The organism is Spongiactinospora gelatinilytica, assembly GCF_003236385.1.
GTDB classification, from domain to species: Bacteria; Actinomycetota; Actinomycetes; order Streptosporangiales; family Streptosporangiaceae; genus Spongiactinospora; species Spongiactinospora gelatinilytica.
Genome location: NZ_POUA01000103.1, coordinates 1 through 20,461 on the forward strand (window position 1 = coordinate 1; position 20,461 = coordinate 20,461).

The 20,461-nt window shown below is 69.6% G+C and carries 21 protein-coding genes; 15 read left to right on the forward strand and 6 right to left on the reverse strand.

Annotation, left to right across the window (positions count from 1 at the left end; genetic code table 11):
- Positions 1–1,860, reverse strand: a 1,860-nt coding sequence (locus C1I98_RS15205) for a substrate-binding domain-containing protein (protein ID WP_146607450.1), incomplete at its 3' end; no start/stop codon positions are given.
- 274 nt (positions 1,861–2,134) lie between these two features.
- On the opposite strand from C1I98_RS15205, the gene pstC reads away from it, so the two are divergent.
- Genes pstC through C1I98_RS15225 form a run of 4 tightly spaced genes read left to right on the forward strand, consistent with a single transcriptional unit; the run spans position 2,135 to position 6,828 of the window.
- Positions 2,135–3,082, forward strand: coding sequence for a phosphate ABC transporter permease subunit PstC (gene pstC, locus C1I98_RS15210; RefSeq protein ID WP_158558048.1), 948 nt, complete (start codon positions 2,135–2,137; stop codon positions 3,080–3,082).
- Positions 3,079–4,182 carry a phosphate ABC transporter permease PstA gene (gene pstA / locus C1I98_RS15215; protein ID WP_111168106.1) on the forward strand — a complete coding sequence of 368 codons (1,104 nt, stop codon included), beginning with the start codon at positions 3,079–3,081 and terminating at the stop codon, positions 4,180–4,182. The genes pstC and pstA overlap by 4 nt, the downstream gene beginning before the upstream one ends.
- The gene (locus tag C1I98_RS15220) at positions 4,179–4,997 is read left to right on the forward strand and encodes a phosphate ABC transporter ATP-binding protein (protein WP_111168108.1); all 819 of its coding nucleotides are present in this window, start codon (positions 4,179–4,181) and stop codon (positions 4,995–4,997) included. Before pstA ends, C1I98_RS15220 begins: the two co-directional genes overlap by 4 nt.
- A 16-nt stretch (positions 4,998–5,013) precedes the next feature.
- Entirely contained in the window at positions 5,014–6,828 is a 1,815-nt protein-coding gene (locus C1I98_RS15225; RefSeq protein WP_111168110.1) for a phosphate ABC transporter substrate-binding protein PstS, read from the forward strand.
- Here C1I98_RS15225 and C1I98_RS15230 read toward each other — a convergent pair.
- Entirely contained in the window at positions 6,796–8,001 is a 1,206-nt protein-coding gene (locus C1I98_RS15230; protein ID WP_111168112.1) for a glycosyltransferase family 87 protein, read from the reverse strand. The two genes, C1I98_RS15225 and C1I98_RS15230, sit on opposite strands and share 33 nt — an antisense overlap.
- Before the next feature lie 130 nt (positions 8,002–8,131).
- Between C1I98_RS15230 and C1I98_RS15235 the strand changes: the two genes are divergently transcribed.
- The gene (locus C1I98_RS15235) at positions 8,132–9,574 is read left to right on the forward strand and encodes a DUF2079 domain-containing protein (RefSeq protein ID WP_233507887.1); all 1,443 of its coding nucleotides are present in this window, start codon (positions 8,132–8,134) and stop codon (positions 9,572–9,574) included.
- Positions 9,575–9,751: 177 nt separating this feature from the next.
- Here C1I98_RS15235 and C1I98_RS15240 read toward each other — a convergent pair whose 3' ends face one another.
- Together C1I98_RS15240 and C1I98_RS15245 are read right to left on the reverse strand one after the other, a co-directional pair.
- Positions 9,752–10,354 carry a histidine phosphatase family protein gene (locus C1I98_RS15240; protein ID WP_111168116.1) on the reverse strand — a complete coding sequence of 201 codons (603 nt, stop codon included), beginning with the start codon at positions 10,352–10,354 and terminating at the stop codon, positions 9,752–9,754.
- On the reverse strand, positions 10,351–11,757 hold the full coding sequence (locus C1I98_RS15245; RefSeq protein ID WP_111168118.1) for a PEP/pyruvate-binding domain-containing protein: 1,407 nt from the start codon (positions 11,755–11,757) through the stop codon (positions 10,351–10,353). Before C1I98_RS15245 ends, C1I98_RS15240 begins: the two co-directional genes overlap by 4 nt.
- A 61-nt stretch (positions 11,758–11,818) precedes the next feature.
- Here C1I98_RS15245 and C1I98_RS15250 point away from each other — a divergent pair, with 61 nt between their 5' ends.
- The 8 genes from C1I98_RS15250 (at position 11,819) to C1I98_RS40515 (ending at position 17,974) form a co-directional block, all read left to right on the forward strand.
- On the forward strand, positions 11,819–12,214 hold the full coding sequence (locus C1I98_RS15250) for an SANT/Myb-like DNA-binding domain-containing protein (RefSeq protein WP_111168120.1): 396 nt from the start codon (positions 11,819–11,821) through the stop codon (positions 12,212–12,214).
- Positions 12,211–12,942, forward strand: coding sequence for a transcriptional regulator (locus tag C1I98_RS15255; protein WP_111168122.1), 732 nt, complete (start codon positions 12,211–12,213; stop codon positions 12,940–12,942). The genes C1I98_RS15250 and C1I98_RS15255 overlap by 4 nt, the downstream gene beginning before the upstream one ends.
- Before the next feature lie 433 nt (positions 12,943–13,375).
- Positions 13,376–13,672, forward strand: a complete 297-nt coding sequence (locus C1I98_RS15260; protein WP_111168124.1) for an NIPSNAP family protein — start codon at positions 13,376–13,378, stop codon at positions 13,670–13,672.
- 163 nt (positions 13,673–13,835) lie between these two features.
- Entirely contained in the window at positions 13,836–15,074 is a 1,239-nt protein-coding gene (locus C1I98_RS15265; protein WP_111168126.1) for a helix-turn-helix domain-containing protein, read from the forward strand.
- Between the two features lie 152 nt (positions 15,075–15,226).
- Positions 15,227–16,465 (forward strand): helix-turn-helix domain-containing protein, encoded by a 1,239-nt coding sequence (locus tag C1I98_RS15270; protein ID WP_111168128.1) that lies wholly within the window; start codon positions 15,227–15,229, stop codon positions 16,463–16,465.
- A gap of 343 nt (positions 16,466–16,808) precedes the next feature.
- A complete protein-coding gene (locus tag C1I98_RS15275) occupies positions 16,809–17,096 on the forward strand; it encodes a hypothetical protein (protein ID WP_146607451.1) in 288 nt (95 codons plus the stop codon).
- A 209-nt stretch (positions 17,097–17,305) separates the two neighbouring features.
- Positions 17,306–17,539 (forward strand): hypothetical protein, encoded by a 234-nt coding sequence (locus tag C1I98_RS40510; protein ID WP_146607452.1) that lies wholly within the window; start codon positions 17,306–17,308, stop codon positions 17,537–17,539.
- 57 nt (positions 17,540–17,596) lie between these two features.
- Entirely contained in the window at positions 17,597–17,974 is a 378-nt protein-coding gene (locus C1I98_RS40515) for a hypothetical protein (RefSeq protein ID WP_146607453.1), read from the forward strand.
- Positions 17,975–17,998: 24 nt separating this feature from the next.
- Here C1I98_RS40515 and C1I98_RS15285 read toward each other — a convergent pair whose 3' ends face one another.
- A complete protein-coding gene (locus tag C1I98_RS15285; protein ID WP_111168132.1) occupies positions 17,999–18,247 on the reverse strand; it encodes a hypothetical protein in 249 nt (82 codons plus the stop codon).
- Positions 18,248–18,368: 121 nt separating this feature from the next.
- Between C1I98_RS15285 and C1I98_RS15290 the strand changes: the two genes are divergently transcribed.
- Positions 18,369–18,806, forward strand: coding sequence for a hypothetical protein (locus C1I98_RS15290; protein ID WP_111168133.1), 438 nt, complete (start codon positions 18,369–18,371; stop codon positions 18,804–18,806).
- A 108-nt stretch (positions 18,807–18,914) separates the two neighbouring features.
- Positions 18,915–19,334 carry a hypothetical protein gene (locus tag C1I98_RS40520; RefSeq protein WP_146607454.1) on the forward strand — a complete coding sequence of 140 codons (420 nt, stop codon included), beginning with the start codon at positions 18,915–18,917 and terminating at the stop codon, positions 19,332–19,334.
- Here C1I98_RS40520 and C1I98_RS41415 read toward each other — a convergent pair.
- On the reverse strand, positions 19,321–20,461 hold a 1,141-nt coding region (locus tag C1I98_RS41415; RefSeq protein WP_233507888.1), incomplete at its 5' end, for a hypothetical protein. The two genes, C1I98_RS40520 and C1I98_RS41415, sit on opposite strands and share 14 nt — an antisense overlap.

A 20,461-nucleotide genomic window follows, 5' to 3' on the forward strand; every position in this document is an offset into this window, starting at 1 on the left:
GGGCGGGGGCGTGGTCGGCCCAGGGCTCTCCGGGCCGGGTTCCAGCAGCATGCGCACCACCTCCTCCGACTGCTCCCGAAGCCGCCGCGGCAGCGCCGGCGCGCCGAGCTCGGCCGCCTTCGCCTGCCCCGCGTCGCTGATCAGGTGCTCGATGAAGGCCGCGAGGGTCTTGCGCTTCTCCAGCGGGAGCGGGTTGCGCCCGGACGCGTCGGCCGCCGGGACCGCGATGTAGTGGATCATCGGCAGCGGATACGCGTCCGCTTCGCCTGCCCGGTCGAAGACCGGGGTGTACGTGCCGTCGGCGTTCTTCGTCATCGTCTCGAAGGCGGCGAGCAGGGCCTCCTTCGTCGGCAGCACGTACCGTCCCGCCGCGTTCTTCACCGGCGCGGAGTTGATCACGTACCCCTTCTCCCGCGCCGCCGCCACCTGGGTGATGTCGGTGAACCCGAGCGCGCCGATGTTCTGCTTCTCGGCGTTGCTCTCCTGGTAGGTCTTCCCGTCCGCCTGGACCAGCTTGATGCCCTTGCCGCCGAGGGTGGCGATGTACTCCGCGGCGGTCGCGCCGTTCTCCGCCGAGTACATCTCCCCGTTCGCCTTCGGCCGCAGCCACAGGTCACCGGGCTCGGAGGAGAACACCTCGGCGAACCGCCCCGGCGGCAGGGACGCCGCCAGCCACGACGAGATCAGCTTGTTCTGGGCGGACTGCCCGGCCCGTGGCACGATCCGCGCGTCCAGCGTCGGCAGCCCGCACCCCCGGTTGTCGTCCACGGTCGGGCCCTTGAGCGTCGAGTCCGACCATAAGGACGTGCCGAGGCCGAGGAGTTCGGTCACGGAGGCGGCCGACATGCGGGTGGTGGCCAGCCCGAGCCCGCCGTACTCCACCCCGTTGGCGATGCTCAGCCCGGTCAGCGCGATCGGGGCGTAGGCCACCGCGCCGCCGGTCTCCTCGGGCGTGAGCCCGGTGCCCACGACCGCGAAGTCCGCGCCCTCGGCGAAGCCGCCGGCGAACCCCTGCTTCAGCTTGCCCGCCCCGAACACGGACGTCCCCCGTAAGTAGGAGACGTCGCGGGCGGGCGTCCTCCGGCGGATCGAGATCAGCCAGTCGGTGATGACCTCGGAGAGGTTCACCGAACCGGCCCCGCTGATCGGCGCGCCCTCCGGCCGCTCGGGGATCGGCAGCGGGTCGGGCACCTTGACCTCCACCCGCATCGGGGGCGGCGGCGGCCAGTCCGTCATGACCGGCACGCCGTCCGGGTTGCTGAACCGCAGGTTCTCACTGGCCGCGGCGAGCGCGGGGTCGGCGAGGTCGGTACGCGGGCTGGGCACCAGCTTCCAGTCCGTGCCGTCCTGGGTGAGGGTGAGCGGCTGGTCCCACTCGCACTCGCTCACCGTGACGACGCACGCGCTCTCCCACTCCTCGCCCTTGTACTCCCCGTTGCAGCCGAACGGCTCGTTGCCGCGGCCCCGGGAGATGATCGTCTGCTGGAACATGCCGGTCGTGATGACCGTGGACAGCTTTCCCTCGCCGTCCGCGCCGGTCTGGGCGTACCGGCGGATCTGGTGGGCGCAGTGGAACATGCCCGCCCCCCAGCTCGGCAGCCCGAACAGCCCGACCAGGTCGGGGGTCCGGCACTGGGAGATCACCACGCGGGTGCCGGGGGTGAAGCCCTTCCACCTGATCTCCACCTGCTGGTCGGGGTCGAGCTCGACGGACGGCACGCCGTCGGCGCGGGTCTCCGCGTCCAGCCAGATCTCCACTGTCGGGGCAGGCGCGAACCTGGCCGGGCCGGGCGCCGCGGCCAGTAGCGCCGGGCTGGTGAGTGCGAAGGTCAACAGCAGGGCACGGGTACGCCTGGCCACCGCTCAACTCCATTGGGTCGAACCGACAATCCAGGACCAGACAAACGGGCCGCGAGCTGCCCGGACAATCCCCGGTGCCGCCCGTCCGCCAGATTTCCCACCGAGTTCACAAAAGTGCGGTGGAGCGGACACGTCTCTTGAATTCCGTATCGGATTCTTATGGCCCCGTTAACCCCGTGGCGGCTGGGCCGTACCACGCCGGGGCGGAAACTTGCCCCGACTCATGGACCGAAACCCGCCGCGAGGACCGATCAGGGAAGGGCCGGGCACCCCCGTGACAACGGAGACACCGCGCACCATCACGGCCAGGCTGAGCCGGGGCGACCGCGTCTACCGCGCCGTCACCACCTCGGCCGCCGCCACCGTGCTGGTCACGATCGTGCTGATCACGGTGTTTCTGGTGCTCACCGCCATACCGGCGATCCAGCGGGCGGGCTGGTCGTTCTTCACCACCACCGCCTGGAACCCGGACGAGCCGTCCGGGCGCTTCGGCATCGCCGCCATGATGTACGGCACCGCGGTGACCGGGCTGATCGCGATGGTGTTCACCGTGCCCATCTCCATCGCCACGGCCGTCTTCATCAACGAATACGCGCCGCGCGCCCTGAAAGGCGGGCTGACCACCGCGGTCGAGGTGATGGCCGCGATTCCCAGCATCATTTTCGCGGGCTGGGGCCTGCACGTCCTCATTCCGTTCCTCGATCCGATGGAAAAATGGGCGGTCGATCATTTGGGCGGGGTCTTCTTCGTGTTCGAGGCCCGGGAGATCGGCTCGTCGTTCTTCAACGTGGGCCTGGTGATCTCGCTGATGGCGATCCCGATCACCACCTCGATCATGCGCGCGGTGCTCGCCCAGGCGCCCCGGCACGAGTGCGAGGGCGCGCTGGCGCTCGGCGCGACCCGCTGGGGCATGGTGCGGACGGTGGTCCTGCCGTTCGGCCGGGGCGGCATGATCGGCGCGTCGATGCTGGGGCTGGGCCGGGCGCTGGGCGAGACGATGGCGGCCACCCTGATCTTCAGCTTCGCCTTCGAGATCAAGCCGCGCCTCTTCGAGAACGGCGGCGTCACCATCGCCAGCGGCATCGCCATCTACTTCAAGGAGTCGCGGGAACTGGGCCTGAGCGCGCTGATGGCGGCGGGCGCGGCGCTGTTCCTGGTGACGTTCATGATCAACCTTCTCGCCGCCCGCGTCGTGGACCGCGCGGAACGGGCCGCCCGATGACCGTCACCGCCCCGGCCGGCGCACGGCCACGTTCCCGGGTGGCGGCGGCGCGCCGCCGTCCGGGGGCCTGGCGGCTGTCCGACAGCATCGAACTGGCCGCCGCCGCGGCCTCCTCCTACGTGCTGACCTGGCTGATCTTCGGCCGGCTCATGCCGTTCACCGTGCAGCCCGCCGGTTTCGCCATCTGCTGGTACGCGCTGTTCCTCGGCGCGTACTGGGGCGTGGCCCGCGACTCCAGCGGCCCCGTGGTGGCCCGCGACCGCATCATGGCGGTGCTCATCAGCACCGGGGCGGGCCTGGCCCTGGCCCCGCTCCTCCTGGTCATCGGTTACGTGGTCTACCGCGGGCTGAGCAGCCTGCGCCCGGGGTTCCTGCTGGAGACCATGCAGCTCACCGGACCGTTGCAGCCCGCCACCGAGGGCGGCGGCATGCACTCCATCCTCGGCACGATCGAACAGGTCGGCATCGCGGCGCTGATCTCGGTGCCGCTCGGCATCCTCACCGCCGTCTACCTCAACGAGGTCAAGGGACCGATCGCGGCCCCCGCCCGCCTGGTCGCCTCCGCCATGACGGCCCTGCCGTCCGTGGTGGCCGGCCTGTTCGTCTACGCCCTGCTGATCGTCCGGCTGCGCTGGGGCTTCTCCGGGTTCGCGGGCAGCCTGGCGCTGGCCATCCTGATGCTGCCCACCGTGACCATCGCGGCCGAGCAGGTGCTGCGGATCGTCCCGGGCAGCCTGCGCGAGGCGGCGCTGGCGCTCGGCGGCCCGGAGTGGCGGGCCGTCGCCCTGGTCGTACTGCCCACCGCCAGGACCGGCCTGATCACCGCGGTGATCCTGGGCACGGCCCGGATCATCGGCGAGACCGCGCCGATGATGCTGACCGCGGTCGGCACCAAGATCCTCAATCCGAATCCGTTCGGCGGCATCCAGGACGACCTGCCGCTCTTCGTCTACCACCAGATCCGCGCCCCGCAGGATACCTCGGTGGACCGCGCCTGGGCCGGATCGCTGGTCCTGCTGATCCTGGTGCTGCTGCTCTTCCTGCTCGCGAGGGCGGGCGGCCAGGGCGGGCGGCGAAGTGGAAAGGGAACCCGCCGATGACCGCCGACACGCAGGTGACGGACACCACGGACGCGCCCGGCCCGGCCGGCGGCACGCTCGACGCCGTGGGCGTGAGCGCCTGGTTCGGGCAGCGCAAGGTGCTGGAGCAGGTGGACATCGTGATGAACTCCGGCGAGGTCACCGCGCTCATCGGCCCGTCGGGCTGCGGCAAGTCGACCTTCCTGCGCATCCTCAACCGCATGCACGAACTGGTGCCCGCCGCGACACTGGCGGGTTCGGTACTGCTGGACGGCGAGGACGTCTACGGCACAGCGCTGGCGCTCACCGAGGTACGCCGCCGGATCGGCATGGTCTTCCAGAAGCCGAACCCGTTCCCGGCCATGAGCATCGCCGACAACGTGACCGCGGGCCTGAAGCTCACCGGGCGCAGGCCCGCCGACCGGGAGGCGCTGGTGGAGGAGTGCCTGCGCCGGGCGAGCCTGTGGGACGAGGTGCGCGGCCGGTTGACCGCCCCGGCCGGGGGCCTGTCCGGCGGCCAGCAGCAGCGGCTGTGCATCGCGCGGTCCCTGGCGGTACGCCCGGACGTGCTGCTCATGGACGAACCGTGCTCGGCGCTGGACCCCACCTCGACCCGGCGGGTCGAGGAGACCATCGGCGAACTCAAGGAACAGGTGACCATCGTGATCGTCACCCACAACATGCAGCAGGCGCAGCGGGTCTCCCAGCGCTGCGCGTTCTTCCTCGCCGAGGAGGACTCCCCGGGCCGGGTCGTCGAACAGGGCCCCACCGAGCAGGTCTTCCAGCACCCGGAGGACCCGCGTACCGCCGACTACGTCAACGGCCGCTTCGGCTAGCACCGCGAGGAGCACCATGATCGCCGGACGCCTGTCCCGGGTCACCGCCGCCGTCTTCCTGGCCCTGCTGTGCGCCGCCGCGCCCGCGCGAGGGTCCGCCCTGCCCCCGGTCAGCGGGGCGGGCTCGACGTTCGCCTCCCCGGCGATCGACCAGTGGATCGTGGACGCCGGGGCGAAGCTGGGCCTGGCGGTGAGCTACAACGCCAACGGCTCCACGGCCGGCCGTACGCAGTTCGAGCAGAAGCTGGTGGACTTCGCCTCCAGCGACGTCTCCTACCGGTTCCCGAACGGCCTCGCCAACGAGCCGACGCCCACCCAGCCGTTCACGTACCTGCCGCTGGTGGCGGGCGGCACGGCGATGCTCTACAACCTGAAGGACAACGCCGGCCGCCCGATCACCGACCTCCAGCTCACCGGGCCGCTGATCATGAAGATCTACCACCAGCACTGGAAGTCGAACGGGAACATCCTCTGGAACGACCCCATGATCAAGGCGGAGAACCCGCACCTGGAGTTCCGCCTGCCGGCCACGCCGATCATCGTCGTGGCCAGGAAGGGCGGCTCGGGCACCACGGCGGTCTTCACCGAGTACCTGCGGACGCAGGCCTCCCAGTTGTGGCACGAGTACATCTACAACAGCGGCCAGGCGTGCTACGGCGGCGAGCCGTGCCTGCCGACCAGCGACTGGCCCTCCGAGCGCGGCGCGGAGCTGCGCGCCGACTCCGCCGGGCTGGCCGACTTCGTCGGCTCCAAGAACGGCACGATCGGCTACGCCGAGTTCGCGTACGCGCTCCAGCGCGGCCTCCCGGTGGCCAGGGTCAAGAACAAGTCGGGCAACTACGTGCTGCCCACCGCGTGCAACCAGGCCATCGCGCTGACCGAGGCCAAGCGCAACCCCGACGGCACGTACAACCTGCTGGAGGTCTACGATCACGGCCACGCGAGCGCCTACCCGATCTCCAGCTACAACTACGTGATCGTGCCGGCCGGCGGCTCGGACCCGGCCAAGGGCGAGACGATGGCCAAGTTCGTGCTCTACTCGATCACCGATGGCCAGAAGCTCGCCTCCGACCTGGGATACTCCCCGCTCCCGAGCAACCTCATCAGGCAGGGATTCATCGCTCTGAACGACGTGCCGGGACACCCCCCGATCCCCGCCGACCCCGACGTATGGGGCAAGTTCTACCAAGGCCTGGCCCTGCCCGACGGCACCAAGTGCGGTGACGCGGGCCAGAAGGGCACCGGCGGCGGCGTGGACGGCGGTGGCGGCGTCGGCGGCAACGACGGCGGCGGTGGACAGAACAACGGCGACCAGAACCAGAATCAGAACCCGAACCAGAACCCGAACGGCGACAAGGACAAACCGCAGAACCCCGGCCAGAACCAGCCGCAGAACAAGAACACCCCGAACGGCAACAACCCAGCCAAGAACACCAAGCAGCCCACCCAGGGACCCGGCACGAACAACCCCCAGCAGACCGGGGGCCCGGTCGCGCAGGGGCAGGGCCGGGACCCCACAGGTCCGGACGCCCCGGTCCAGGACGGTGCCACCTCGCCCGCGTCGCCCGACGGCACGGTCACCACGACCACCGGCGATCCCGCGCTCGCCCTTCAGCAGCAGCAGTCGCAGACCCTCGCCCAGCCGGGCGCCGCGACCGCGAACAGCCTGATCGACCCGCGGCTCGCCGCCGACTCCGCCAAGGCGGTGGACGCCACGGCCCGGTCGGCGGCGACGCCGTGGGCGCTGTACGTCGTCGCGATGGTCGTCATCACCGGCCTCTTCCTGCCGCCGCCCCTGCTACGGCTGATCCGCCGCAAGAGGGGCGCGTGAGCTTACGGTCGTCGCGCGCCACAGCCGTACGCAGGACACCACCGCCGCGGCCACCAGCAGCCCGTTGCGCAGGGTGAGCACCGCCACCCCCACGACGGTGCTCTCCTGGACGGCCACGAAGAGGTTCGGGAACTCCAGCATGGTCACCGCGGTCGCGGCCAGGACCAGCGTCACGACCGGCCGCTGCGAGGAGCCGCGGGCCGCCGCGCACACCGCCGCCAGCCCGACCAGCCACACCAGGTACTGCGGGCTGATCACCCGGCTGGTGACGACGAACAACAGCACGGCGGCCAGGGCCGCGTCGGCGGGGGCGGCGTCGGTCCAGGTACGGGCCCTGCGCCGCCAGTACACCAGCCACAGCAGGCACCCGGCGGTCACGACCAGGGACAGCCGCCCGGCCTCCGCGGTGAACGGGCCGATCATCTCCATGGACCCGTAGTTGGGGGCCACCTCGCCGGGCCAGCCCGCCCAGCGGGCGAAATGGAACGCCAGCGCCCATACCGACTCGACCTCGACACCGCGGTCGCGCTGCGCGCTCAGGAAGTCCGCGCCGCGCCCGAGGCAGGCCAGCACGCCCAGCGTCGTCACCGCCGCGCCCGCCGCCGCCCCCAGCACCGCGTTCCTGGCCACCCGCCCGCGCGGCACGCCGATCAGCGCCAGCGCGGGCCAGAGCTTCAGCCCGGTGGCGACCCCGAGCAGCAGCCCGCCTCCGGTGGACGACCCGCGCAGCCGTACCAACCCCAGTACGGCCAGCGCCGCCACCACGAGGTCGTACCGGGCGTACACGACCGGCCCGAGCAGCGGCACACCCGCCAGCCACACCCACAGGCCCGCCCGTTCCGGCAGTCTGGCCAGGGTGTAGGTCACGAGGGCGTCGCAGACGACGAGGATCGCCATGAAGCCGCTGAGGTAGCCGAACGGCAGCAGCGAGGGCGCGATCATGAGCAGTGCGGCGCCCGGCGGGTACTGCCAGGTGGGGTCATCGACCGGGAGTGATCCGGTGGTTCGCATGACGCCGTACCAGTTCTGGTAGACGCCGCCGACGTCCACGTTGACGCTCTCGAAGATCGTCACGACGTCGAGCACCATGAGCAGCAGCAGGACCCGGGTCGCCAGCCAGAGGTAGATGATCGTCAGGGCCGCCCGTGCGGACGATCGCTGGGGGGTGATCACGCGCGGAGCCTAGCGGCCCAGCATGACCACCCCCTGTACGCCTCGGGAACGCCGGGCGTCGCCGCCTGTGCCCGAAACCTTCACGCCACGTTCCCCCGGGAGCCGGGGGCGCGTCCCTAGGGTGGCACGCGTGATCGGGAGCCGGGTGGCGACGCTCGCGCGGGTCATCAGGCCGCCGGTCGAGCGGAGGGTCCTGGTCGCGCTGGTGGTGGCCGCGTTCTGCGCGTACGCGCTGCTCAGCCTGACCAAGCACCGCCTGTTCCAGACCACCAGCATCGACCTGACGATCTTCGACCAGGCCGTTCGCGGCTACGCGGCGTTCCAGGCGCCGACCAGCCCGGTCAAGGGGTTCAGCATCGGCAAGGGCGCCGCCTGGAACCAGCTCGGCGACCACTTCTCGCCGATCCTCGCGCTGCTCGCCCCGCTGTACTGGATCCACGACGCCCCCGAGACCCTGCTCGTCGCCCAGGCCGCGCTGCTCGCCCTGGCCGCGGTGCCGATCTGGGCGTTCGCCCGCCGCAGGCTCGGCGTGCTGCCCGCCCACCTCACCGCGGCCGGGTACCTGCTGTCCTGGCCCGTCGCGCACGTCGTGGCGTTCGACTTCCACGAGGCCGCCGCCGTCCCGCTGCTGAGCGCGCTGCTGATCGAGCGGTACGAGGCGGGCCGGCACACCGTGGCCGCGTCGGCCGCGTTCGGGCTGCTGCTGGTCAAGGAGGACATGGGGCTGACGGTCGCGGCGTTCGGGGCGCTGGCCGTGGTACGCGGGGACCGGCGGCGCGGCGCGGCGTACCTGGTGGCCGGGCTGGCCTGGACGGTCCTGGCCCGCGCGGCGCTGATCCCCGCCGTGGGCGGCGACCCCGGCGCGCACTGGGCCTACCACCACTTCGGCCCGGACGTCCCCGAAGCGCTGGTGGGGATGCTCACCGACCCGCTGGGGGCCCTTCAGTACCTGGTGACGCCTGCCGACAAGCTCAGCACGGCCGTGCTGCTGCTGTGGACGGCGCTGCCGGTGTGCCTGTGCTCGCCGATCATCGTGGTGGCCGTGCCGCACCTGCTCGAACGCATGCTCTCCGACAATCCCAACTGGTGGGGCACCGACTTCCACTACAACGCCTTCACCATCGCCATCGTGTTCTGCGCGGGCGTGGACGGCGCGGCCCGGCTCGCGCGCAGGTACGACCGGCCCGGCATCGGCCCGGCGTGGGCCGCCTGCGTCTGCGCCGTCGCGCTCACCCTCGCCCCGCAACATCCCCTGGCCCGGCTGGCCGACCCGGGCTTCTACCGCGCGGGGCCTGATGTCGTCGCCGCCGCCGAGGCCGTCGCGCTGGTACCGGACGGCGTCATGGTCGAGGCCGCCAACCACATCGGGCCGCGCCTCACGGCGCGCACGACCGTGCTGCTCTGGGAGGACGGCAAACAGAACGCGCCCTGGGTGGTCGCCGACACCGCCCGGCAGGTCTTCCCCTGGCCTTCGGCGGAACGCCAGCGCGCGCGGGTGGCGGAACTGCGGGCGGCCGGTTATCGGGTGGTCTTCGAGCGGGACGGATATGTCGTGCTACACCGGGGCCAGTGAGCTACCACGGCTTTGGCGGCATGGTCCGATGTCGCGCAGCGGGTCGGCGTCCGGGACGACGAGGCAGGCCCGCCGGGCTTGTCGCGCGCGATCGTACCGAGGTCGCGTTCCCGGTCGAGGAACCTGGCCGGTTCCAGCGCCGCCGTGCGCAGCGCCGGGCGTCCGGCGTCCGGCGCGTCATGGCCACCTGGCCGGGGGGAATCCGGTCCAGCGCAGGTCGGCGGGGAGGTGGCTCATGTCGTTGAACATCACGAGCGTGGGCGGCAGGCCGGCTCGGTAGTGGATGACCGTCAGCGCGGCGTTGGCGCTGTTCAGGTCGAGCCACCGCGACGGCGGCGCGTCCAGCGCTTGCCGTACCAGCCACGCGATCGGGTACGCGTGCGTCACCAGGACCTCGTGAGTGTCGCGCCGGCCCTCGCCGGGGGCTCTGGCGAACCGGGCGACCAGGGCCTCGGCGAGCCGGTGCCCCGAGGCCGCCTCGGCCTCCTCGTAGCCGTCGAAGAAGCCGGTCCATGAGGAGGGCGTCTCCTCCGCGCGGGGCACGTACGGTACGTGATCGATGAGTTCGGGGGCCTCGTCCACGAGCACCTGCGGGAGGTGCCGGGCGAGTTCGTGCGCGCTCGCCACGGCGCGCGGCAGCGGGGAGTGCCAGACGGCGTCGATCGGCATGCCGGCGAGGCGTTCGCCCAGCAGCGCCGCCTGCCGGTGGCCGAGGTCGGTGAGGTTTCCGAAGGCGTCGGCGGCGCCGTGTCGGGCCAGGTAGAGGTGTCGCGTGGTCATGAGCGGTTCGGGCGGGGCGGCGGTGCGGCCCCGCCGCCCTCCTCTTCTCGGATGATGGTGATGGTGCCGGTGGTGCCGTCGATGGTGGCGGCGGCGCCGTCGTGGAGCCTGCTCGTGACCTCCGCAACGCCCAGGACGGCGGGGATGCCGTGCTCGCGGGCGACGATCGCGGCGTGCGAGAGCACGCCGCCGACCTCGGTGACGACGCCGGCGGCGACGCGCAGCAGCGGCGTCCAGGCGGGGTCGGTGAAGGGGCAGACGAGAATGTCCCCCGGACGCACGCGGCCGAAGTCGCCGGGGCCCCGCACGACCCGCGCGGTACCGGTGACGGTTCCGCGACTGCCCGGCGTCCCTGTCAGTGTGGCCTGGACTTCGCCGGGGTCGCGGGTGATCATCGCGGTGTCGATGGTGGTTCCGCGATTGCTGGGCGTCCCTATCGGTGGGGCCTGGGCCTCGCCGGGGTCGCGGGTGATCGGTGCGGTGTCGGTGGCGTGGCTGCCGGGTGTCCCTGTCGGTGCGGCCTGGAGCTCGCCGGGCATACGGGACGGGAGTACGGCGGTGATCGGGCGGGCTTGCAGAATCCAGACGTGCCCGTCGGCGATTGCCCACTCGACGTCCTGCGGCCCGCCGCGTACAGCGGCGATCTCCCTGCCCAGTTCGGCGAGGCGTACGGCGGTCGCGGTGTCCAGCGTCGGCCGGTCCCGGTCGGGGACGGGCACGTCACGCGTGACGAGCCGCCCGCCGTGCCGGTCGAGCCGGGTCCGTTTGGGCGCGATCGTCTGCTCGACCGACCCGTCCCCGGCGACCCGATAGGCGTCAGGGGTCACCGTGCCGCCGACGACGCTGGGCCCGAGACCCCAGGACGCCTCGATCCTGGTCCCGTCGTCCGGACCGGTGGGGGTGAACATGACGCCGGACACGTCGGCGTCCACCTGGCGCTGCACGATCACGGCCATCGCGAACTCGCCGGACGGCCGGCCGTGGCCGGAGGCGTCCCGGTAGGCGAGGGCGTGCGGCGCGAGCAGCGAGGCCCAGCAGGCGCGCACGGCGTCGGCGACGTCGGCGGCCCCGCGTACCGCGAGGAAGCTCTCGTACTGACCGGCCGCCGAGACCTGGCCGGTGTCCTCGTCCGATGCGGACGACCGTACGGCGACAGGCGGATCGCCCAGCTCGTCCAACGCCCGTGCCAGCTCCTTGACCACGGCAGCGTCGAGGGGTCGGCTCTCGATGGCCCGCCGCGCCGCATCGGGATCACCCTTCAGCTCCCGTACGGCGGCACGGTGGGCGGCGAACGGCACCACGAAGCCGTCCGGAAGCGGCACCCCCGCCCGGAGCAACGCGCCGAGCGCGCCGGCCTTGCCCCCGCATTCCCCGGCGACGGCCGAGATCAGTGGTACGAGCACCCTGCCCTCCCCTCATCAACAAAATATTGACAACATTTCCTTGATTCTGGATCATAGGCGCATGGCAAGCAAGCCGGACATTTCTCGCGCCGGGCACGAGGATCGCGCCCAGGCCGGTCGCGAGCACGACGCGAGCAAGCGGCTCCTGGCCCTGGGCGCGGACGAGCTGAGCCCCCGCCCGTGGCGGCCCGCACCGGCCCCGCCTTCAGCGCTCGACCTCGTGCAGTTCGCCGTCTGGCGCAACGCCGGGCTGAGCCCCGAGGACGTCCTGGCCGCACTCACCCTCATGCCCGCCGCCCGCGCCGAGGTCGAGGGGTTGGAGTCCGCCTTGCTGTTCACGGCGCGCGGCGCGGGCCTGACCTGGGCGCAGATCGCGCAGGCGATGGGGTTCAACTCGCCGCAGGCGTGCCAACAGCACTACAACCGGCTGACCGCACGGCAGGACACCGAATCGTGAGCCGGGACTCCGAGCCCCTCCTGCTGGTCCTGCACGCGGTGCGCATCCTCGGGTTCGCGGAGGCCCCGGCGGTCGCCGCCCGGTACGGGCTCGACACGGCCGAGGCGGACGAACTGCTGCGGGACGCCGAAGCCTACGGCTGGGTCTCGTACTCCGCCTTCGCGGGGGCTGGCGGCTGGTCGCTCACCGAACGGGGCCGCGCCGAGAACGAACGCCTGCTCGCCGCCGAACTCGCCACCACCAGAACCCACGGCACCGACTTCGGCGGCACCGAAACCGGAACCGGCACCGGTACGGGCATCGGAACCGGCGGCACCGGCACCGGCGAAGTCGGCAGCGATGGAGCCACAACGGTCCGCGACGTCTACCGGGAGTTTCTCCCGCTCAACGCCCGCCTCCTGCGGGCCTGCACCGACTGGCAGCTCCGGCCCACCGCCGGCGACAGGCTCGCCCCCAACGACCACTCCGACCCCGCCTGGGATGTCAGGATCCTCGACGAGCTGACCGGCATCTCACTCGCCCTCACGCCACTGTCCGCCCGGCTCGGAAGCGTCCTGACCCGGTTTCGTGGATACGACACCCGCTTCGCGGACGCCCTCGCACGCGCCCGAGCCGGGGAGAACGCCTGGGTAGACCGCACCGACGTCGACTCCTGCCATCGCGTCTGGTTCGAGCTCCACGAAGACCTCATCGCCACACTTGGCCTCGACCGGCACGCGCACCCCTGACCGCTGGCGCATGACGGGCCGAGGGGGGAGCTCTGCGCTGTCGCGAGGAGGCGCTTGATCGTTCGCCTCCGCGACGCAGCCACGACGATCACCAGTGGCCGGCCGCTCGAATACCGCCGCCGCCAGCCGCCGGCGCCGGCTCCTGGCGGCCATCCACGCCAGTTCGTACGCTCGGTCGTCCCCGGAGGCGCGGGACGACCGCACCCGACGTCCGGCGAACGGCATCCGCCCAGCCAGCAGCCACCACGGCGGGAGTACTTGAATTTCTCAATCACCCCCCTTGGAATTACGACGGACCGTTCGTTTAGGATTGCCTACGGCGGGAAGCAGAGATCTTACCCGTGTGCTGGTCCCTGTCCGGATCATTGCCTATGCACTTCCGCAATACCGCGAACGTCGCCACCCACGCCGGTCGAGAGAAGGGTGATTGTGGATGACCAGGACGACGCAGCTCCGCGTATACACTGTGCGTGCGGGGCTGCTGGACGAGTGGGCTGACAAATGGCGAAAACTTGTCGTGCCGCTGCGACAGCAGTTCGGTTTCGAGATACAAGGCGCCTGGATGGATCGGGATCGAAACCAGTTCTTCTGGATCTTGTCGTATGCGGGAGCAGAGAATTTCGCCGAGATCAATGAGCGGTACTGGGCATCGCCGGAGCGCGAGCGGATCGGGCTCGATCACCGCGACTACGTGGTGAAGACCGAGGTCCGAGAGGTGGACGAGGCCTAGGGATCGAGGACCTGACACCCTCCGCAGCCGGGCGGGCGTGATCGAAGAAGGCGGTGGCCACCTGAGCGGGCCACCGTCTTCTTGCGCGGATCAGTGAACGCCCGCCGGGCTGGGAATTATTCTGGGAAGGGATTTGGGTCTCCCAGGAGAGGCGGCTAGGGCGATGCGCGATGGCGCGGCTCGTGAGCCGGGCGCGCGACTGCGGCAGTTGCGTTCTCGGCGAGGGTTCACCCAGGAAGCGCTGTCCGAGGCGGCCGGGCTGAGCGTGCAATGTATAAAGAAGATCGAGCAGGGCGGAAGCGCCCGTATGGAGACATATCACCAAATCGCCAAGGCGCTCGGCGTGACGACGGTATGGTTTGTCGTACCCGGTTCGCCGGAGCCTATTGCCGAAAGTGAGAATGTCGCTCTCCTGGCCGACATGCGCGGCGCGATCATTCCACCGGTCGGGCTGGACGGCACCGCCCTGCACGACACGGCCGATCAGGATGAGCCCTCGCCGGCCCGCCTTCGGGATGCGGTCGATGCCACGGCCGCCGCCTACCACGGGGACCGGTACGACCACCTCGCCCAGGTCTTTCCTGAGCTGATCAAGTCGGCTCAGTACCATGTCGCCCGCTTCGACGGCTCCGACGCCGACGGACGCGAGGCGCTACGGCTGCGCGCCGACGTACTCGGCCTCGCGGGCCGCTACCTGCTCCAGGTCCGTGCCCACGATTTGGCCCTCACCGCTCTCCAGCAGTCCCTGCGTGACGCCTCGGCGATCGGGAACACGCCGCTCGCCGCGTCCGCGCTGTGCTCGCAGGCGTGGGCGATGCTGCGGCAGGGCCGGCTGGCGGAGGTGGAACGGTTCTGCGCCGCCACGGCCGGAGAGCTGGAGCCACGCGTATCGGTCGCCACCAAGGAAGAACTCGCCGCGTGGGGATGGCTGCTGCTGCGTGCCGCGAGTGCGGCGGTGCGCAACACCCGGACCAAGGAGGCCGAGGAGTACCTGTCGATCGCGGAGATGGCCGGGGCACGGCTGGGCAGGGAGGAGAAGGGCTTTCCGGGGCACCGGGCGTTCGGGCCGGTGACCGTCGCCCTGATGCGTGCCGAGGTCGCCATGGTGGCCGGCGAGCCCGAACGCGGGCTGAGCATCATGGACGGCATCTCGCCCGCCGCCGGACGTCCCCATTCCTCCACCTGGAACCGCAGTCAGATCGAGCGGTCGTGGGCCTGCCTCGAAACGGGAGACACCGACCGGGCCACGGAGATCTTGCAGGAGCTGAAGGCCCGGAGCCCGCAGTGGTTGCGGTACCAGCAGCGGGCGAAGGACACGGCCGAGGGCATCCTCAAGGCCCGCACCCGCATCCCCACGGCCGCCCAGCGCGAGATCGCCGACTTCCTCGGCGTGCAGGACTGAATGGCCCACCTCCCGGACAGGTGGGAAATGCGGGGAGTTTTTGGCGTATTGAGCGCTCTGAGAATTCGGTTTCGATTCGATTGCTGGTCTGAATGAGCGGCGCGTGCCTAACCTGGGATGGAATAGGTCTCCCCGGGAGAGGCGGCAAAGCGATGCCGGATGACAGGACGCGTGAGCCAGGTGCGCGGCTGCGGGAGCTGCGGTTTCGGCGTGGGTTCACGCAGGAAGGGCTGGCTGAGGCGGCCGGGCTGAGCGTTCAATGTATAAAGAAGATCGAGCAGGGCGGAAGCGCCCGTATGGAGACATATCACCAAATCGCCAAGGCGCTCGGCGTGCGGACCGTATGGTTCGTCGCGCCCGGTTCGCCGGAGCCTGTGGCTGAGACGGAGAATGTCGCACTGCTGGCCGATATACGCGGGGCGATCATCCCGCCGGTCGGCATGGATGGCAATGTTCTCTATGAGGCGGCCGACGCGGACGACGTCTCGTTGCCCCGTCTCCGAGAGGCCGTCGATGCCAGTGCGCTGGCCTACTACGGTGACCAGTACGACCATCTCGCTCAGGTCCTTCCTGAACTGATCAAGTCCGCGCAGTATCACGTCAGCCGCTTCGATGACACCAGCGCCGAGGGGCGGGAGGCGATACGCCTGCGTGCCGACGCGCTCAGCCTCGCAGGTCGCTACCTGATCCAGATTCGCGCCAACGATCTCGCCTTGACCGCCATCCAGCAGTCCCTGCGCGACGCCCGGACCATTGGGAGCGTGCCCCTGGCCGCGGCGGCGATTTCTATGCAGGGCTGGGCGATGCAACGGCAGGGCAGGTTCGACGAGGTGGAGCGACTGGCGGTGGCTGCGGCCCAGGAGATAGAGCCTCGGGTGTCGGTCGCCAGTAAGGGAGAACTGGCCGCCTGGGGTTGGGTGCTGCTGAGCGCGGCCACCGCCGCCGTCCGGAACAACCGCACACGGGAAGCGGAGGACTACGTATCGATCGCCCGCACCGCCGCGACGAGGTTCGGTAAGGAACAACAGGTATCGCCGGTACATAAGTCATTCGGCCCGGTTAGCGTGGCTTTGATAGCCGCCGAGGTCGCGACGATGGCCGGCGAGCCCGCGCACGGCCTGGAGGAGATGGAGCAGATCACCCCTGACGACGGCCGTCCGCCCGCCCCCGTCTGGAACCGAGGGCAGATCGAAAAATCGTACATTCACCTGGAAATGGGAGACACGGAACGGGCCACCGAGGTCTTGCAGGAGTTGAAGGCCCACAGCCCACAGTGGTTGCGCTATCAGCAGCGGGCGAAGGACGCGGCGGAGGGCATCTTGAAGGCCCGCACTCGCATCCCCACGGCCGCCCAGCGCGAGATCGCCGACTTCCTCGGCGTCAAGGAGTAGTAGACAACTACGCTACGTAGTCCTGCACAGCGAGGCGTGGCCGGATGGCCGCGCCTCGTTGCTGTTGCGCTGAGTGATCGCCCCATTACATTTCTCGCGTCAGGAAGGGGTGTGGGGATGTGTCCACAGAACCACGCCAGGGCGAGGAAGGTGGGCCTTGGCCGAGTGTCGCGGAAGAAGTACAAGCCACGTTCATCGACTGGGACATCGAGCGCGAAGTACTTGACGACCACCACGGTGACTGGGTGGCCCGCCACCGGAACACCGAACACGTCGTCCGGGCGGCGGACATCTTCACCTTGCGTGACCTTTTGCATTCCTCTTCACGGAAGGAGTCGGGGCCGTGAGCGATGGCAGGCCGCGTGACGTGCTCGTCGTTTGGGAAGTGGACGCGGGGACCGGTGGCGCGGGCGGCGTCACGGACGACGCGGGACGAGCCGAGAAAGAAATGGTCCACGCCCTGGAGGGATTCCCGGAAGGGCGGGGCCGGGTGCGGGAAGCGCGATTGTCGGCGTTCGGTGTCTACGTGTACGGCGAGACCGTGGTGACGGCCCGGCGTACCGGCGGGGGAGCGATCACGCTCACCGGAGACATGTGGAACGCCTGCGACGCCTGGGACGCGCCCTTATAAGAAACCGGCGTGACGGCGTGGCGGGGCAGGGCCGCCATGCCGTCCGGGCGCGGGCCGAGGTAGCGGCCCGCGACACGCGCGGCCGGGCGGCCTCGGTGGCCGGCCTCCGTCCGGCCGCGCGATTCCTGAGCGTACGGCGGGCGAGGGACACGTCTTCCCCACAGAGTGTCCCGCCCGCCGTACCCGCGACGGGGCGTGAAAGGAGACCGGTGGACGAACTCACCATTCGGGAACGGGCACATCTGGGCGCACTGGAAGTGACGTTTCCCGGCTGGCGGATATCGGTGCGTGGTGGCGTATGGTGGGCGACCAGACACGCTGCGCCGACCGACGCGCAGAAAGCGGCTGGACTGTGCCATCAGCTCGCCCGGTGGGGTCCTATTGAGCTGGCGGACGCATTGACCGTGCAACTCGGCATCCTGGTGCGGATGGGGGCGGCCTGACCAGCGGGTTTTCCACTATTCACAATGCGAGTACCAGGACGGTGGGATACTCGCGAAATGCCCTCTCGCATCGCACGTAAGAACGCTCGTTGTTTCGGCGGCGCGCTGCCGACCTTGCTCATCGCCACCCCTGATCAGGCCGAACACCTGCCGATACTCCGCCTCGACGCGGGAAAGCCGACCCCGTCCCCTGGTTGGGCAATCCGGCCCAGCCTCACGATGACCATCGTGAACGGACCGGGCGATTCCGGTTACCTGGTGGAAGGCATTTCCAACCCGGGCGAGGCCGAAGAACGCCAGGCATGGCTGAGCACGGTGGACCGCGTCGGCGGAGCCGTCGTGGTGGTCGTCAACACGCTCGGTGACGCCCGCGACTGGGCCGCTCTGCTGGCCGCCGAAAAGGCCCGGGGCGGTTTCATGCCCGCTGAGCATTGAGTCCCCGAGCCCGTTTCACGGATCTCAGCGGGTGGCCTTCTCCGGGATGGCCTGCACCTGAGCTTCCAACTCCTCGACGATCCGCCTGGTGAGCGTACGCAACCGACTCCTACGGCCGGTCAACTCCCCAACGAACTCCCTCGCCGCCGGCCCCACCCACACGGCCTTACCGGTGACCGTGGCATGCGCCGGATCGAGCGCGGCCTCCAACCGCGCCGCATGTGCTCGTACCTTGGCCAGCGCCTGTAGCAGTTCGGCCTTGCGAAGGCCCATATCCTTTGATTCAAGGGTCAAACGCTTCCCTTTCTCTCTCTCGCGACAGGGCTGGCGGCTGACTCTAGAAGGGTATCGAATGCGCCGTTATAAGCGAAGCATCCACATACGGTTAGGTGCAGTGCTCGTGCTGGCCGTTCTGGCCGCTGCGGTGACCCTGTCCGCCACGGCCACGCCTGTCCCCAAGGTGCGGCAACCGACAGCGGCGGAAGCGGGCACGACCCTTAAGCGGCACATCCTGAGACTGCTCGACGAGGTGAGCGGCCATGATGTCCGCATCACCGATCCCGGTGGCGAGGACATCCCATGCGGAGCAGGCAAGGCCAAGCGCGCCTTCGCCGCGACCGCCTCGGGCGGGATCTGGGAACGAGACGCCCGGACGCTCAACGTTCAAATGGTCGCAGCCGTGAACGAATTCGCGGACTACGACGTCACCGATTCGGAAGGCCCCGATTTTGGCATGGCCAGTGACGGCACGAAGACCTCACTCCATCTGAACTCATCGAACGAGGGTAGGTATTCGGTGCGCGGGCAAACATCCTGCCTCAGCCCGTCATGAGCCTCGCACGGATGCGGGCGATATGAGATCGTGCGTTCAGACGGCTGACTCCTAGGAGGGTATCGAATGCCCCGTTCCAACCGAAGCCTCCCTGTACGGTTAGGCGCGGTGCTCGTGGCGACCATTCTGGCCGCGTCCTGCGGTGTGGGGAACACGAAGAGTCAACCCACAGCGGCCCAGGCGGGCGCTAACCTTAAGGCGCACATCCTGAAGCTGCTCGACAAGGTTAGCGCCCGGGGCCCTCGTATCACCGATCCCGGTGGTAAGGACATTCCGTGCGGAGCAGGCAAGGTCAAGCGGACCTTCGCCGCGACCGCCCTGGACAACGCCGAACAGACCACACCTCGGTCGCTCAATGAGATGATGCTCGGCACTTTGAGCGGATTCGCCGACTATCGCCTGACCGGCCCTGGCGGACCGGATTTCAACGTAGTCAGTGAGGGCACGAAGACGTCACTCCATCTGAACTCATCCAAGCATGGAGAGTACTCCGTGAGCGGTGAAACAGCCTGCCTCAGTCGGTCGTGAGCTTGTTCTTGTAGAGCCAGGTCCTCTCCATGGCGGGCTGCTTTCTTCCGTCGAAGCTCGTCGCTAAACGACGACTCAACTCTCCGAAGCTAAACTCTTTCGTCGTGCCCATTCCGTTATCGATGAACCACTGATCGACCAATTTCATGCCTGGGTTCCCCTGCTTGATTACCTCTTGGAAAGGACGCAGGGTGCCGTCCTGACCGGCGATGGCTCCGGACGGAGGGACCTTGGGAGCGAAGCCATGTTGCATGAGGAGGCGGGCGGCTTCGTACTGGCGAGCGAGAGCCTCACTTCCGTCCAGTTTCTTAAGCTCGTCCACCTGCATCTTGGGGTCGCGCCCGTAGGTGTAGTACGCGTCGACCCCGGTGGAGAGCGCGGTCCAGGTTCCCGGAATAGCGGAGAAGGGCGGGAGCAGACCGAGGGCTCCGAGCAAGGCGCCTGCCAGGAGGCTCTCAGCGGCCTCAGCGCTCTTGAGGGCCTCGTCCTTGGGCTTGAGCACTCGCATCGCGGCGGCCAACTCGAAGCCTCGTACGTTGCCCAGAGCGCTGAACAGGCGGTCCAACCGGGTGACGTCGCGACTGCTTTTGGCCGAATCAGCGGCAACCGGAAATACACGCTGCGAAAGCGCGTCCATGCCGTCCTCGAAAGGTCGACGGGTAACTGGGGTTCCGGCGAAGGTGGTCATGAAGCGGAAGGTGTCCTCCGGGCTCAGCCGGAAAGCGCCGTGCAAACCCGGGATCGTGATCGGATCGCGCGGGTCGGGAGTGGCCTGCATGGCGCTGTCCTTGGTCATGTCGGCGTCGCCCAGGTCCGCGCCCATGGTGATCTCCGAGGCGTACGCACCCGCGATCTTGGAAAGGTGAATCCGCGTCGCATCGTTCAGCGACCACCCGTCCGCCGATGTCATCACGGTGTAGGTGAACAGTGCCGCCTCCCGGCTGTGCTGCCCGTCCCGCTCGTCAAAGGCCCCGGAGGCGGCGGCCAGGAGTCGCCCGAAGGCGTCCGAGATCTCCGGTGAGTGTGACACCCGCTCATTGAGATTCTTCAGGAACGCGGCCAGCTCCGGTCGACGGTCCCAACGTTCAGGGGACTTGGGAAGGGGGCCGAACGGCACAGTGAGAGTG

Excerpts from the sequence above, each read along its gene's own strand:
- pstA (WP_111168106.1), top strand. The coding sequence starts at position 3,079 with ATGACCGTCACCGCCCCGGCCGGCGCACGGCCACGTTCCCGGGTGGCG.
- C1I98_RS15220 (WP_111168108.1), top strand. The coding sequence starts at position 4,179 with ATGACCGCCGACACGCAGGTGACGGACACCACGGACGCGCCCGGCCCG.
- C1I98_RS15225 (WP_111168110.1), top strand. The coding sequence starts at position 5,014 with ATGATCGCCGGACGCCTGTCCCGGGTCACCGCCGCCGTCTTCCTGGCC.
- C1I98_RS15240 (WP_111168116.1), bottom strand. The coding sequence starts at position 10,354 with ATGACCACGCGACACCTCTACCTGGCCCGACACGGCGCCGCCGACGCC.
- C1I98_RS15250 (WP_111168120.1), top strand. The coding sequence starts at position 11,819 with ATGGCAAGCAAGCCGGACATTTCTCGCGCCGGGCACGAGGATCGCGCC.
- C1I98_RS15260 (WP_111168124.1), top strand. The coding sequence starts at position 13,376 with ATGACCAGGACGACGCAGCTCCGCGTATACACTGTGCGTGCGGGGCTG.
- C1I98_RS15265 (WP_111168126.1), top strand. The coding sequence starts at position 13,836 with ATGCGCGATGGCGCGGCTCGTGAGCCGGGCGCGCGACTGCGGCAGTTG.
- C1I98_RS15270 (WP_111168128.1), top strand. The coding sequence starts at position 15,227 with ATGCCGGATGACAGGACGCGTGAGCCAGGTGCGCGGCTGCGGGAGCTG.
- C1I98_RS40515 (WP_146607453.1), top strand. The coding sequence starts at position 17,597 with ATGCCCTCTCGCATCGCACGTAAGAACGCTCGTTGTTTCGGCGGCGCG.
- C1I98_RS15285 (WP_111168132.1), bottom strand. The coding sequence starts at position 18,247 with ATGGGCCTTCGCAAGGCCGAACTGCTACAGGCGCTGGCCAAGGTACGA.